Below are 13,726 nucleotides of genomic sequence, written 5' to 3' on the forward strand. Positions count from 1 at the left end.
TTACGCCGCGCGAATCTGCGCGAGGAAACGATCCACCTCTTCGCGCAGCCGCTGCGATTGCTTGGCAAGCTCGACCGCCGAGCCCAGCACCTCTTCGGCGGCGGTACCCGTCGCTGCGATGCCGTCGGTGACGCCCGCGATGTTTTGCGAGACTTCGCCGGTGCGGGCCGCGGCCTGCTGGACGTTTTGCGCAATCTCCTGCGTTGCCGTGCCCTGCTGGCCGACGGCGGCGGCGATCGCGGCCGAGATCTCGTCGACCTGCTGGATGGTTGCGCATATCGACTGGATGCCGTCAACCGCGCCTGACGTCTCGCCCTGCACGGCGGTGACCTGTGCGCCGATCTCCTCGGTCGCCTTCGCGGTCTGGGTTGCCAGCGCCTTCACCTCGGACGCCACCACGGCGAAGCCGCGGCCGGCTTCGCCCGCGCGCGCCGCTTCGATCGTCGCGTTCAGCGCCAGCAGGTTGGTCTGACCGGCGATGCCGTTGATGAAGGAGACGACGTCGCCGATCTTCTGCGCGGCGTCGGCGAGGCTCTGCACACGCGCATTCGATCGCTGACCGTCGCTGGCCGCCTTGCCGACCACCTCGGTCGCATGGGCGAGGCGGCGGCTGATCTCGGTCATGGACGAGGATAGCTCTTCGGCGGCTGCCGCAACCGTCTGCACGTTCTCGGAGGCCAGCGCCGAGGCCGACGACACCATCCGGGTCTGCTGCCGCGACTGTTCGACGATGGCCGACATCGATCGCGCCGTATGCTCCATCTCGACCGCGGCCGAGGACACCGTGGTGACGACGTCGCGGATGCTGGCTTCGAAATTGTCGGCGAGCGCCGCGAAAGTCCGCCGCTTCTCCGCCTCGGACTGGGCCTTGGCCTCGAATTGCTCGGCCTGAAGCTTGCCGAAGCTCACGGCATTGTCGCGGAACACCCCGACCGCCTTCACCATCGCGCCGACTTCGTCATTCGCCGTGCTGACGGGAACTTCAACGTCGAGCCGGCCGTCGGCGAGCTCGCGCATCACTGATGTGATCGACAGGATCGGACGCGAAATGCTGCGAGCGATCAGATAGCCGACGATCGCGGCCAACACGAGCCCAAGCGCGGCGATCCCGAGCGAAAGCCACCACGCGCGATCGGCGGAAGCGACATAGTCGGCATTGTCCATCACCAGCTCGACCGCGCCGAGCGGCTTGCCGGAAAAGTCCTTGACCGGTCCCAGCAGGGCGGCGACCGGCGTGCTGTCGAGCTTGTCCTGCCGCACCGTGAAGTCGCCGCCGGTGGCCCGGCCGTATTCGGTCGCATCGAAGAAGCTCTTGCCCTTCAGCGTGCCGCCAAAGAGCTTGAAGCCGGAACCATCGGCGAGATGGAAGGCGATGTCGACATGGCGGTTGGCTTTGAAGTCGTCGAGGAAGGACTGGCCGAAGCTCAGGCCGAATTCAACACTGCCGAGATGCTTGCCGGTTTGCGCGATCGGCACCACGCCGCGGATGCCGAGACCGGCGACGCCGCCCTCGAGACCGACCACGACCTTGCGGTCCTGGTTGGCGGCGACGACCGTCTTGCGAAAGCCCGAGAGGTCGTCGCCGAACTTGGCGGGTTGGTGCACGCGCAGGAACGAGGTCGCCGGCGCCACATGAAACTGGAACTGCTCGACGCCGTACTCCGATTTGGTCGCGGTGAACACCGGACCGAACAGGGTGACGAGCGCGTTGCGGTCCTGTTTCGCCATTGCATCCTGCGTCGCCGGCATCGCGGCAACCACGGTGCTCATGGCGGCGGCGCGGCGGGATTCCTCGGCGATGCGCGACAACAGGGCATCATAATGGCTGCGCAGCTCGCGCTGGTCGGCGCGGTCGATGATCCCGCCGATGATCCACATCGCGCCGAGCACGGCAAACAGGGTGGTCGCTGCGGCCGTCACCGCCAGCGCAACCGTGATCCGCATCCTGAGACCGAGACTCGCCCGCATGTCCGACTCGTTGTTTGAGCGTTGATTAACGAGGCCTATCAACTTCTCGCTAAGAGACGGTGAACGGGATGCCGGAGCGTGCGGTCGTGCGACTCTCGGCCGGTCTCAATAGCCCCTTGCGCGGTCCACCACGTTCTCCAGCTTCCCGCCCGCCTCGAACCGCGCGATCTGCTCGGCGACATAGGCCGAGATCGCATCCGCGTCGGTGTCGGCGGCATTGTGCGGCGTCAGCACCACCTTGGGGTGGGTCCAGAACCGGCTGTCCTTCGGCTGCGGCTCCTGCACGAAGACGTCGAGCGAGGCCGCGCCGAGCGTGCCGTCGTCGAGGCAGGCGAGAATATCGGCTTCGTTCTGCAGGCCGCCACGGCCGGCATTGATCAGCACCGGCGCGCCGAGCGGACTGCTGCGGTTGAGCTTTGCGAAGACGTCACGGTTGAGGATGCCGTGCGTGTCGGATGTCAGCGGCAGCAGGCTGACCAGGATATTGGTCGCGCGCAGGAACGCGTCCATTCCGGCCGTGCCATGGAAGCATTCGACGCCGTCGATCGTGCGCGGGCTGCGGCTCCAGCCGGCGACCCGGAAGCCGAGCCGCCGCAGCACGTCGGCCGCGTCGGCGCCCAACGTGCCCAGTCCCATGACGCCGACCGTGATCGCGCTGGCCGGCCACTGATATCTGGGCTCCCAGCGCTTCTCGCGCTGCGATTGTCGGAGGTAAAGCTCCTGGCGGTGATGCATCAGAACGTGCAGCACGACATATTCGGTCATGCGGTTGGTGAGATCGGGCACGGCGACGCGCACCAGTGGCACCTCGGGCAGGCTCTTGTCGGCCATCAGCGCGTCGACGCCCGCCCCGAGGTTGAAGATCGCCCGCAGATTTGGGAACGCACCGAGATCGCCCGGCACCGGCTTCCACACCGCCGCATAATGCACCTCCGCCGGATCGAGCCCGGCGTCCGGCAGCAGCACCACGCGGCGATCCCCGCAGACGGCGTCAAACCGGGCTTTCCAGCGCTCCGGCAGCCAGTTCTGCTGCGTGCTGTTGATCAGGACGGCCAGTGTGCCCATGGTCATTCGAAGTGCCTCTTCAGGTTCCGCTCGAGAAAGCCCTCCTTGGCACGATCTGCCGGATTTTTCTTGCAATTTTTTTCCGCAGCGCTGTCGGCGCGGGGCATATTGGCGCGTCTTCAGAACAGACGAGGGAAGTGCCGGCCATGCTTTACGCCATTCTTTGCTATCACGATGAGGATTTCGTCGGCTCCTGGAGCAAGGACCAGGACGAGGCCGTGATGAAGAAGCTCTCCGTCGTGCAGGAGAAGCTCACCAAGCAGGGCCGGCTCGGGCCGGTGGCGCGGCTGTTGCCGACGACTGCGGCGGCGACCCTGCGCAAAGAGGACCCGCCGCTGGTGCTCGACGGCCCCTATGCCGAGACCAAGGAGCAGCTGCTCGGCTTCTACATCGTCGACTGCAAGAACCTCGACGACGCCCTCGACGTCGCACGCGAGCTGGCTGCCGCCAACCCCGGCGGCGCCTACGAGGTGCGTCCCGTCGGCGTGTTCCGGCCCGGAGGAAACCTGACGTGAGCGAGGCCGATACCGCCTGGATCGAGACTGCGCTGACCTCGGCGCGACCCCAGGCGGTCGGCGCGCTGCTGCGCTATTTCCGCGATCTCGACACCGCAGAGGAGGCTTTTCAGAACGCCTGCCTGCGCGCGCTGAAGACCTGGCCGCAGAACGGGCCTCCGCGCGATCCCGCGGCCTGGCTGATCATGGTCGGCCGCAACGTTGCGATCGACGAAGTGCGACGCGCGCGCAGGCAGCAGCCGCTGCCGGAGGACGACCAGGCGATCTCCGATCTCGACGACGCCGAAGGCGCGCTGGCCGAGCGGCTCGACGGCTCGCACTATCGTGACGACATCTTGCGGCTGATGTTCATCTGCTGCCATCCAGGACTGCCGGCGACGCAGCAGATCGCGCTGGCGTTGCGCATCGTCTCGGGCCTCACGGTAAAGCAGATCGCACGCGCGTTCCTGGTCTCGGAAGCGGCGATGGAGCAGCGCATCACGCGCGCCAAGGCAAAGGTCGCCGAGGCCGGGACACCGTTCGAGGCGCCCGGCGCGGTCGAGCGCTCCGAACGGCTGGCCGGCGTCGCCGCGATGATCTACCTGATCTTCAACGAAGGCTATTCGGCGAGCGGCGACACAGCTGAAATCAGGAAGCCGCTGTGCGAGGAGGCGACCCGGCTGGCGCGGCTGCTGCTGCGGCTGTTTCCGAGCGAGCCGGAGATCATGGGTCTGACCGCGCTGATCCTGTTGCAGCACGCGCGCAGCGCCGCGCGCTTTGCCGCGGACGGTTCGCTGATCCTGCTGGACGATCAGGATCGGTCCTTGTGGAACGGCACCATGATTGCGGAGGGCCTCGCGCTGATCGACAAGGCGATGCGCCACCGTCGCAGCGGGCCCTACCAGATCCAGGCCGCGATCGCCGCGCTGCATGCGCGCGCAGCGACGCCGGAGGAGACCGACTGGACGGAGATCGACCTGCTCTACGGCGCGCTCGAAGTGGTGCAGCCCTCGCCGGTGGTCACGCTCAACCGGGCGGTCGCGGTCTCCAAGGTGCGCGGGCCGCAGGCCGCGCTCGAGCTGATCGAGCCGCTGGCGCCGAAGCTCGCCAACTATTTCCATTTCTACGGCGTGCGCGGCGCCTTCCTGATGCAGCTCGGCCGCAACGACGAAGCCCGAATCGCCTTCGACCGCGCCATTGCGCTCGCCAACACCTCGGCCGAAGCCGCCCACATCCGCATGCATCTCGATCGCCTGATCCGGGACAGCCAGCCGAGGGCAAAGGAAAGCGCGAAGACGAAGTAGGGCAGGTGCCCCTAAACCGTCATTCCGGGGCGATGCGAAGCATCGAACCCGGAATCTCGAGATTCCGGGTTCACCCTTCGGGTGCCCCGGAATGACGCTGAAATAATTCCGTTTCCGTCTTGTCGGCCCCAGCCGTTCTCCTTCGTCTTAATCCCGTATCCAGGAGAGCCCTCATGCTGAAAGCCATTGCCGTCATCGCCATCGTTCTCGCCGTCGGCATTGCCGCGGTCCTCGTCTTTGCCCTAACCAAACCCGATACGCTCCGTGTCGAGCGCGCGCTCGCCGTGAAGGCGCCGGCCGCTGCGATCTATCCGCTGGTTGCCGACTTCCATCGCTGGACCGCCTGGTCGCCCTATGAGACCCGCGATCCCGCCATGAAGCGGACGTTCGGCGGAACCGCTGAAGGCAAGGGTGCGACCTATGCCTGGGACGGCAACAACAATGTCGGCGCCGGCCATATGGAGATCCTGGAGGCGAACGGGCCCTCCAAGCTCCGCATCAAGCTCGATTTCGAGCGGCCGTTCGAAGGCCACAACACCGCCGAGTTCACCTTTGTGCCGCAAGGCGATGCCACACTCGTCACATGGGCGATGTACGGTCCGGCCCCGTTCCTGTCCAAGGTCATGCAGGTGTTCATCAACATGGACGGCATGATCGGCAAGGATTTCGAGGCGGGCCTCGCCGGCCTGAAGAAGCTCACCGAGAAGCAATAGGACTGCAACGAAGAGGAGAGAAACGATGCTCAATCCCTATCTGTTCTACCAGGACAATTGCGAAGCGGCGTTCAACTATTACGCCAAGGTTCTCGGCGGCAAGATCGACGCAATGATGCGCGCATCGGATGCTCCGCCGGAGATGCCGGCCGCGCCCGGCCGCGAGAAGATGATCATGCATGCGCGCATGTCGCTCCCCGACGGCAGCGTGCTGATGGCTTCCGACGCGCCGGCCGAGCACTTTCACAAGCCGCAGGGCTTCTCGATCTCGCTCACGGTCAAGGATCCTGCAGATGGCGAGCGCAAGTTCAACGCGCTCGCCGACGGCGGCAGCGTCACCATGCCCTTCAGCAAGACGTTCTGGGCCAAGGGCTTTGGCATGTGTGTCGACAAGTTCGGCATTCCCTGGATGGTGAATTGCCCGGCCGAAGGCATGTGACGGGCGCGAGCGCGATCCGTCGCGTTGCGATCCCCTCTCTCCAATGCTGCGGGAGAGGGGACGTACGCTTCGTTACGTCACGAGTCGATCGGTCGTGTCTCCTCTCACCGGATTGATCCGGTGACGTCCTCGCGCGGCGGCGACGATTCCACGCAGCGAGGACAGATCACGAGCTTGGCGCCGAGCTTCTTGTCGTTCTCCGCCTGTATCTCGTCCTGGACCGCCCACCACGCCTCGGAATATGGGCGCAATGTGCCGAGCACCTTTTCCCGCTCCTGATTGGGATCACTTGCGGCCGGCGCGCCGGTCGTGACGCGCCGCTTGGCGACATGCGGACGGTTCGGATCCTTGCCGAGACCATCCCATGCGATGGCGCGGCGCTCCTGCGCCTCTGCGCAGCCGATCAGCGCTGTGCAAAAAGTAAGCACGATGAAGCCGTGTCGAATCATGCCGGGCTTTTGCCTCCATAAGCGGCGCGCGAGAGACACGCGCCTCATCGGTTCAATGGAACTCAAGGCAAAACAAGCTTGCCGGCATGGCCGAATATGAGTCGTGCTTTCGCATCACTTTGCGGACGCAGTGAGGCGCCGGCTGCATCGCACAACAATTGGCGCAATATTGGGCTGTGATATGCACGTCAGAATCGCTATTGGTGAGTCATAAAAGCTACAAACTGGGATGGACGTCACGTGGAAGGGGAGCGACCGATGGCGGCGGCGCTACAGATCAACTTTGCTCTCTGGGGAATGCTCATTTGCGCCAGCGCGAAGCTGGCGCCGGTGATCCAGACGCTCTTTTGAAAGCGGTTGGCGGCTGCCGGCTGTATCAGCGGCAACGCGGATAGATCGCGGCGAGATCGCGCCCCTTCAACAGGAGCAGCCGCGAGCTAAGACCGCCACGGCGGCTGATCCAGTCGCGCACCGGGCCTGGATAGGCGGCAAGCACCGCGACCGATGCTTCCGGTTCGGCATAGAAGCGGCCGCGCCGGTCCACCGATCGCGCGGCGTGGAAGCCGAGCACGGCGCGCTTGGTGACGCAGATGCGCTCGCCCGGCACGATGCTCAGCACCAGCGTGCAGGCGGACAGGCAGGGGCCGTCGATCACGACGCGCTCGCCGCTCTCGCGCACTTTCTCGAACAGATCGAGGAACGGCCCGACCTGTCCACCCGGGGATTGGATGATCCGGATCTCGGCCGCCGCCGGCGCGGCGACGAGCAGCGCGGATGCAAGCATCAGGGTTTTGAGGAAGGTGATGCGTTGCATGGTACTCTCCACGAACTCGATTCCGTAAGGGTGGGTTAGCCGACGGATGCGCGAAGCGCAGTCCGTTGGCGTAACCCACCATCTTTCTGACCGCGTGAGAAGTGGTGGGTTACGCGCCGCGACCGCGCTTCGCGCAGCCGCAGCGCTAACCCACCCTACAAATTCTACCCGTTGCGCCTCTGCCCGCGCAGCGTCGGCAGGCCGATACCCGCCGCATCGAAGCCGCCGTCCACGGCCAAAATTTGGCCGGTGATGTAGCTCGCGCTGCCCGAGCACAGGAAATAGATCGCTTCCGCGAGTTCCTCCTCCAGGCCGTAGCGGTTGAGCGGAATGGCGTCGTGATAGTCGGCGCGGATTTCCTTGGTGTGCACCTGCTTGGCCATGGCGGTGTCGACCGGTCCCGGCGCGACCGCGTTGACACGGATGTTGAGCGAGGCGAGCTCGACTGCGAGCTGCTTGGTGAGGTGCGCAAGGCCTGCCTTGCTGGTGCCGTAGGCCGAGCGCAGCGTCGAGGCGCGCACGGCCGAGATCGAGGTGATGTTGACGATGGCCCCGCCATTGCCGTCGCGCATCAAGGGCACGGCCGCCTTGGTGCAGAGGAACGGACCGGTGAGGTTGACCTCGAGCACGCGGCGCCAGTCAGCCTCCGACGTCTCCATCAGCGGCGCGAACACGGCGATGCCGGCATTGTTGACCAGCGCATCCAACCGGCCGAAGCGCCGCTCGAGCCGCGTCATCGCATGGCTGACTGCGGCCGCGTCGGAAACGTCGCAGGTGAGCGCCAGCGTTACCTCGCTCTGGCCGATCTCGGCAACCGCGCGGCCGAGCTGCTCGCCCTCGATGTCGAGCAGCGCCACGCGCCAGCCTTCTGCGAGGAACTTCTTCGCGGTCGCAAGCCCGATGCCGCGGGCGGCTCCGGTGACAAGGGCGACTTTTTGCGTGGCTTGCGGCATCGGCTGATCTGTCCTGTGTCGGGGAGGGGCGTGCGAGAGCGCCGGCCCCTTTTACTGCGCTTTCGTTTCGGCATGAAAGGCCTCGCGCCGTGCCGATCGAGCCCGGTGTGGCCCAGAATGCGCCAGACGCGGCTGCGCCCGCGGCCTCCAAATAATTTCTGTCCCGCTGTCTGCCCGGCAGAAGGTCGTTCGTCTTGGAGGGGAGCGCGGGCCAGCCGTTTCCGCCCGCAGGACATATCGGAATGGACTGACAGCGAGGAGCCCCATGCGATTCATGATGCTGATGATCCCGCTCGGCTACGAGAATGCGCCGCCGGAGGTGCAGCTCGATCCCGAGCGCGTTGCGGCGATGATGCGCTACAACGAGGCGCTGAAGGATGCGGGCGTGCTGATCACGCTGGACGGGCTGCACCCGCCGTCGACCGGCGCGCGCGTCTCGTTCGCGACCGGCAAGCCTGTGGTGACCGACGGGCCCTTCGCGGAAGCCAAGGAAGTCCTGGGCGGCTATTGGATGATCGAGGTCGCTTCGCGCGAGGAAGCGATCGCGTGGGCCAGGAAGTGCCCGGCTTCGCCGAACGAGATCGTCGAAATCCGGCAGGTGCACGAGATCGCCGATTACTCGCCCGAGGTGCAGGAGATCCTCGCCGGGTTTGGCGACCTGAAGACGTAGACGACACAGCCGCTGCGTGATGTCCCCAATCTTTCAACCCCAGGAGAAAACCATGAGCACCGAACACAAATTCCTCGCCATCTATCTCGGCAGCACGACGGGATCGAAAATGGCGGCGTGGCGCGCACTGCCCGAGGCCGAACGGAAGGCGAAGGAGCAGGAGGGCATGGCGGCCTGGCAAGGCTGGGTCGAGAAGCACAAAGCCGTGATCGTCGAGATGGGCGGCCCGCTCGGCAAGACCCGCAGGATCGACGCCAATGGCATCACCGAGATCAGCAACGCGCTGACCGGTTTCACGGTGTTGCGCGCCGCCTCGCAGGAGGACGCTGCAAAGCTGTTCGAGAACCACCCGCATTTTGCGATCTTCCCGGGCGAGGCCATCGAGGTCATGCCCGTGCTGCCGATTCCGCAGATGTAGCTTCCGGCGATCGTCATTCCGGGGCGGCTCTTCGAGCCAGTTCGGAACGACTGCGGAGACTACGGGGTTAATCACGCCCCATCGCCGCTAGTGACCTTCACGCCCGGCTCATGTAAAGGTCGTTCACATGAGCTGGCGCAAGGAGCAGCGCCGCGCCGAGCGCGGCTATCACCACGGCAATCTGAAGGAAGCCCTGTTGCAGGCGGCCCTCGGGCTGATCGCCGAGAAGGGGGCGGCCGGCTTCACCTTCGCCGATGCGGCGCGCATGGCCGGCGTCAGTGCGGCGGCGCCCTATCGGCATTTCCGCGACCGCGAGGAGCTGTTGTCCTCGATCGCGCAGCGCGGCTTCGAGCAGTTCGAGGCGCGCCTGTCCGCGGCCTGGGACGACGGGCGGCCCGATACGGTCACCGCGTTCGAGCGCGTCGGCAAGGCCTATCTCGCCTTCGCCCGCGAGGAGCCGGCCTTCTACAACGCGATGTTCGAATCTGGCGTGCCGGTCGATGCCAATGCCGCACTTCAGGCGGCCAGCGAACGCGCCTTCAACATCATCCGAGCCGCAGCGGAGCGGCTCGCCGCGCTGACGCCACCCGGCACGCCCCGACCGCCGGCCATGATGATGGCGCTGCACATCTGGTCGATGGCGCATGGCGTGGCCTCGCTGTTCTCGCGGGGCGATGCCGCGCGCCGCAAGCTGCCGATGTCGCCGGACGAGCTGCTGGAGGCCGAAGTGCTGATCTATCTGCGCGGCCTCGGTTTCCCGACCGACCGCCGTCCTGCGGGCAAGGGCGCCGCGCCGCCGCCGGTGCCGCCGGAGGCTCCCTCCGGTTCGGGCGTCCCGCCCGGCGGTCCCTGGGGCAAGCCGAAATAAGATTGCGCGAATAATCACGCGGGCGTGTCTGGCGGCCAGCTTGACAAAATCGCGGGATAGTCTAGCTATGTAAATGTTATTTACATTCACAACGGCGCAGTTGCCGTGATGGAGATGGGAAATGGCCTACACCGCTGATGTCAATCGATGGCGCGGCCCTTCGGACCAATACCAACAGTACGAGCGCCCCCGCATGCTCGATACGCCCTGGCATCCCGGCTGGATCGCCGTGACCATTCTCGGCTTCATCATCTGGTGGCCGATCGGACTTGCCCTTCTCTTTTTCACACTCGGGAGCAGAAGAATGTCGTGCTGGAGCCACCAGGATCGCTGGCAGAACAAGATGGAAAAGATGCAGTACAAGATGGATCGCATGCGCGACCGCATGGATCGCCGCGGCTTCGGCTTTGGCTTCGGCCCGCCGTCCTCCGGCAACCGCGCCTTCGACGAATATCGCGCCGAGACGCTGCAGCGCCTCGAGGAAGAGCAGCGCGAGTTCAAGGATTTCCTGACCCGCCTGCGTCACGCCAAGGACAAGGAAGAGTTCGACCAGTTCATGGCGCAGCACAAGACGCGTCCGACCCCGCCGCCGACCGACCAGCAGCAGGGTTGATCCGAAGAAGTCCACCTCTCAAAGCCTTCAGGCGCATGCCCCCAAAGTCCTGATGGCCCCGAGCCGCCCGCCTGCGCAACCCGCAGGCGGGCGGTTTGGTTCTTGGGGGGAGTGCGGCTGGGCAGCCGCGACGTTCAGATGGCCTTGCAGGTCACCCTGGTCAGCGCGCGGTGGCGAGCTGCGCGCGAACCGACGTCAGGAAATGCTCGTAGGCGTGGTCCACAATCTCGTTAAGCGATCGCGTTCGCGCGAACATCGCCCTGGCTTCGGCGAGAAACTCGTCGCGGGTCGGGATCTTCGGCAGATGCAGATGCGTCATCGCATCGACGCTCTCGTGGGCGCGATTAAAGATGTCGTGCAGCGTCGGCAGTTGCAGCTGGGCCATGTCGGCCCTGTGCAGCGCCGACGAGATCGCGTGCGCCAGCGCGTGAGCGTCGAACTGTCCGGCGAGCTGGCGGGCTGCCCTGTTGATGACCCGTGCGCCGAGCTGCTGCTCGTTGCGCAGCACCAGTTCGGGCGGCGCCTTCATGTTCCAGACGATGCCGAACCAGGACAGGACCTTCAGGATGTAATAGGTCACGTCGACCTCCCACCAGCGAAAGCCTTGTCGCACGCTGCTCTGGTAGGCGTGGTGATTGTTATGCCAGCCCTCTCCCAGGGTGAGTAAGGCCAGCAGCCAGTTGTTGCGGGAATCGTCGCCTGTCACGTAGCGCTTGCGTCCATGGACATGGGCCAGCGAGTTGATGCAGAAGGTCGCGTGATAGACCAGCACCGTGCTCCAGAGGAAGCCGACGATCAGACCTGACCAGCCCGCAACCAGGAAGCAGAGCGCTGCAAGCACGACGGCCGGCAGAAGCTCCAGCCGATGCAGCCACATCAGCTCCGGATAGACCGTGAGATCGCCGACCTTCACGAGGTCGGTCGCGTCGTGCTGCCGGTAAAAAATCCAGCCGACATGGCTGTACAGGAAGCCGCGTTGGCGCGGTGAGTGCACGTCCAATTCGGTATCGGAATGGAGATGATGGTGCCGATGCTTGGCCGCCCACCACAGAACGCTCTTCTGTGCGCTGCTCTGCGCGAGACAGGCCAGGATGAATTGAAACGCGCGCCCTGTCGCAAAGGCCCGATGAGAGAAATAGCGGTGGTAACCTGCCCCGATTGCGAACATGCGCACGACGTACAACGAACCGCAGATCGCGACGGCCTGCCAGGTGACGCCCGACCAGATGGCCGCGAAGCAGCCGAGATGGACCAGCACGAACGGTATGGCGGAGGGGTACATGACGTCGTCATGGTGGTCGTCGGCGAGCGCGTTGGGCGACATGTCTTGGCGTGACCTTGGGTGAGGGGGATCGGGTATTCGCATCGGCCGCGCAGGACGTCGGGTGCGAAAAACCCGCGGATGGCGGACCACCGCGGGGGCTTGAGATGCTCTGCGTGTACATCCCCGGCCAACGCAGCGCCGGCCGAATAGCAAGCGAACTATATGGTCGCGGGTGCCTGGCATGCAAGCTCGTAGCCTCACGGGGAGCTGCGGCATGCTGTTTGGGGGCCACGCGTGCGCCGTGGCGCGGGGGCCAGCCACGTCCTATATTCGGCACCTGAGTAGGACGCGCAAGAATACCGGAGGCGGCAATGGCGGAAGCTGCGATCATGGCGAGCGACAGCCTCTGGCGGAGACTTCGCAGCGAGGCGCAGCGCACGGCCGCTGCCGATCCCGTGTTCGGCAAGGCGCTCGCCGGCGCCATTCTCGCTCATGATAATTTTGCCGCAGCCTTATCCGATCTGATCGGCCAGCGCCTCGGCAGCAATGCCGCCGAACGCGCGCGCTTCGCATCCTTTGCCCGCGACGCCTTTCACGGCGAGCCGGACCTGATCGAGACCGCCAGCCGCGACTTGCAGGCCATCGCATCTCGCGATCCCGCCATCGCCGAGCTGCTGCCGCCCTTGCTGCACTACAAGGGCTACGTCGCGCTGCAAGCCTGGCGCGTCTCGCACTGGCTGTGGCATCGTGGCCAAATCGATGCGGCGCTGCTGTTTCAGAACGAGGCGTCGAATGTCTTGCAGGTGAGCATTCATCCGGCCGCCAGCATCGGATCGGCGGTCTATCTCGACCACGCCACGGGCATCGTGATCGGCGCCAACGTCGTCATCGGCGACGAGGTCACCATCCTGCAGAACGTCAGCATCGGCCGTCGCAGCGAGCTGCCGACACGCTCGCCGCGGGTCGGCCGCGGCGTCTTCATCGGATCGGGCGCGACCATTCTCGGCGACATCGCTATTGGCGATTTTGCCAAGATCGGCGCCGGCACCGTCGTGACGCGCGACATCCCCGCTGGCTGCACGGCGGTCGGCAATCCCGCGCGGCTGACCAACTGCCCCGAGGCAGCATCGGCCGCCTGAGGGCCCTCGCTTACGCGGCGCGGCGATGTTCGCCGCCGTGATGCGGGTTGACCGGCTCCGAGCTGGTCTGGCCCGGCGCATCCAGCACCGCGACGTGGTGGCGGTAGACCATCTCCCAGCCCTTCCATCCGGTGAACAGGAGGATGCCGACTACGACCAGCGACAGCACGACGCCCCACGGCTTGATCGCCGCCTCCGCGCCTTGGGCGTAGCGGAGATAGAAATTGACCAGGGCCAGCACGACCGCGGCGAGATTGCCGACCATGTGATACCAGGCATCGTTCAGGCGGCGGATGCGGGGCTCGCTGAAGAAGTCGGTGAAGCCGGCTGCGGCGGCAACCAGCGCCATGACGATGCCGGCGCCGATCAGCCACATCGCGGCGCGCGCCCAGAAACTGTCACCGGTTCCGATGAACGCCAGATCGGCGATGGGCGCGCCGACCAGGAACGCGACCGGGAACGGGATCAGCATGGGGTGGAGCGGGTGATCGCCGATGGCGGCAGTCGTCTTGGGGTTGATGGACATGGCAAGACCTCGCTGAAAGTGATTTTCCG

At 65.5% G+C, this 13,726-nt stretch carries 16 protein-coding genes; 9 read left to right on the forward strand and 7 right to left on the reverse strand.

Features of this window, described 5'->3' with window-relative positions; translation table 11 throughout:
• Positions 1 to 1,968 (reverse strand): cache domain-containing protein, encoded by a 1,968-nt coding sequence (locus ACNJYA_RS06690; RefSeq protein ID WP_439402266.1) that lies wholly within the window; start codon positions 1,966 to 1,968, stop codon positions 1 to 3.
• Positions 1,969 to 2,073: 105 nt separating this feature from the next.
• Positions 2,074 to 3,039: a 2-hydroxyacid dehydrogenase gene (locus ACNJYA_RS06695; RefSeq protein WP_212254247.1), complete on the reverse strand. Its 966-nt coding sequence runs from the start codon at positions 3,037 to 3,039 to the stop codon at positions 2,074 to 2,076.
• A gap of 140 nt (positions 3,040 to 3,179) precedes the next feature.
• Here ACNJYA_RS06695 and ACNJYA_RS06700 point away from each other — a divergent pair, with 140 nt between their 5' ends.
• The 4 genes from ACNJYA_RS06700 (at position 3,180) to ACNJYA_RS06715 (ending at position 5,983) form a co-directional block, all read left to right on the forward strand.
• On the forward strand, positions 3,180 to 3,548 hold the full coding sequence (locus ACNJYA_RS06700; protein WP_172784796.1) for a YciI family protein: 369 nt from the start codon (positions 3,180 to 3,182) through the stop codon (positions 3,546 to 3,548).
• Positions 3,545 to 4,831, forward strand: coding sequence for an RNA polymerase sigma factor (locus ACNJYA_RS06705; RefSeq protein WP_172784795.1), 1,287 nt, complete (start codon positions 3,545 to 3,547; stop codon positions 4,829 to 4,831). The genes ACNJYA_RS06700 and ACNJYA_RS06705 overlap by 4 nt, the downstream gene beginning before the upstream one ends.
• Before the next feature lie 173 nt (positions 4,832 to 5,004).
• Positions 5,005 to 5,544: an SRPBCC family protein gene (locus tag ACNJYA_RS06710; RefSeq protein WP_439402267.1), complete on the forward strand. Its 540-nt coding sequence runs from the start codon at positions 5,005 to 5,007 to the stop codon at positions 5,542 to 5,544.
• A 25-nt stretch (positions 5,545 to 5,569) separates the two neighbouring features.
• The gene (locus ACNJYA_RS06715) at positions 5,570 to 5,983 is read left to right on the forward strand and encodes a VOC family protein (protein ID WP_172784793.1); all 414 of its coding nucleotides are present in this window, start codon (positions 5,570 to 5,572) and stop codon (positions 5,981 to 5,983) included.
• A 104-nt stretch (positions 5,984 to 6,087) separates the two neighbouring features.
• On the opposite strand, the gene ACNJYA_RS06720 is transcribed toward ACNJYA_RS06715, so the two are convergent.
• The 3 genes from ACNJYA_RS06720 to ACNJYA_RS06730 form a co-directional block, all read right to left on the reverse strand.
• Positions 6,088 to 6,432, reverse strand: coding sequence for a hypothetical protein (locus ACNJYA_RS06720; RefSeq protein WP_212254251.1), 345 nt, complete (start codon positions 6,430 to 6,432; stop codon positions 6,088 to 6,090).
• 376 nt (positions 6,433 to 6,808) lie between these two features.
• Positions 6,809 to 7,246, reverse strand: coding sequence for a hypothetical protein (locus ACNJYA_RS06725; RefSeq protein WP_172784791.1), 438 nt, complete (start codon positions 7,244 to 7,246; stop codon positions 6,809 to 6,811).
• 164 nt (positions 7,247 to 7,410) lie between these two features.
• Positions 7,411 to 8,199, reverse strand: a complete 789-nt coding sequence (locus tag ACNJYA_RS06730; protein ID WP_439402268.1) for an SDR family NAD(P)-dependent oxidoreductase — start codon at positions 8,197 to 8,199, stop codon at positions 7,411 to 7,413.
• A gap of 265 nt (positions 8,200 to 8,464) precedes the next feature.
• Here ACNJYA_RS06730 and ACNJYA_RS06735 point away from each other — a divergent pair, with 265 nt between their 5' ends.
• The 4 genes from ACNJYA_RS06735 (at position 8,465) to ACNJYA_RS06750 (ending at position 10,768) form a co-directional block, all read left to right on the forward strand.
• A complete protein-coding gene (locus tag ACNJYA_RS06735) occupies positions 8,465 to 8,869 on the forward strand; it encodes a YciI family protein (protein ID WP_172784789.1) in 405 nt (134 codons plus the stop codon).
• Positions 8,870 to 8,921: 52 nt separating this feature from the next.
• On the forward strand, positions 8,922 to 9,287 hold the full coding sequence (locus ACNJYA_RS06740; protein WP_439402269.1) for a hypothetical protein: 366 nt from the start codon (positions 8,922 to 8,924) through the stop codon (positions 9,285 to 9,287).
• Positions 9,288 to 9,414: 127 nt separating this feature from the next.
• Positions 9,415 to 10,155 carry a TetR/AcrR family transcriptional regulator gene (locus ACNJYA_RS06745; protein WP_172784787.1) on the forward strand — a complete coding sequence of 247 codons (741 nt, stop codon included), beginning with the start codon at positions 9,415 to 9,417 and terminating at the stop codon, positions 10,153 to 10,155.
• A 121-nt stretch (positions 10,156 to 10,276) separates the two neighbouring features.
• A complete protein-coding gene (locus ACNJYA_RS06750) occupies positions 10,277 to 10,768 on the forward strand; it encodes a DUF2852 domain-containing protein (RefSeq protein WP_172784786.1) in 492 nt (163 codons plus the stop codon).
• Positions 10,769 to 10,928: 160 nt separating this feature from the next.
• Here the strand turns inward: ACNJYA_RS06750 and ACNJYA_RS06755 are convergent, their stop codons facing one another.
• Positions 10,929 to 12,092, reverse strand: a complete 1,164-nt coding sequence (locus ACNJYA_RS06755) for an acyl-CoA desaturase (protein WP_439402270.1) — start codon at positions 12,090 to 12,092, stop codon at positions 10,929 to 10,931.
• 311 nt (positions 12,093 to 12,403) lie between these two features.
• Here ACNJYA_RS06755 and ACNJYA_RS06760 point away from each other — a divergent pair, with 311 nt between their 5' ends.
• Positions 12,404 to 13,171: a serine O-acetyltransferase gene (locus ACNJYA_RS06760; protein ID WP_439402271.1), complete on the forward strand. Its 768-nt coding sequence runs from the start codon at positions 12,404 to 12,406 to the stop codon at positions 13,169 to 13,171.
• A gap of 10 nt (positions 13,172 to 13,181) precedes the next feature.
• On the opposite strand, the gene ACNJYA_RS06765 is transcribed toward ACNJYA_RS06760, so the two are convergent.
• Positions 13,182 to 13,697: a DUF2231 domain-containing protein gene (locus tag ACNJYA_RS06765; RefSeq protein ID WP_439365735.1), complete on the reverse strand. Its 516-nt coding sequence runs from the start codon at positions 13,695 to 13,697 to the stop codon at positions 13,182 to 13,184.
• Positions 13,698 to 13,726: the final 29 nt, after the last annotated feature.

Origin of the sequence: Bradyrhizobium sp. BLXBL-01 (genome assembly GCF_051853025.1) — a bacterium.
Classification (GTDB): domain Bacteria; phylum Pseudomonadota; class Alphaproteobacteria; order Rhizobiales; family Xanthobacteraceae; genus Bradyrhizobium.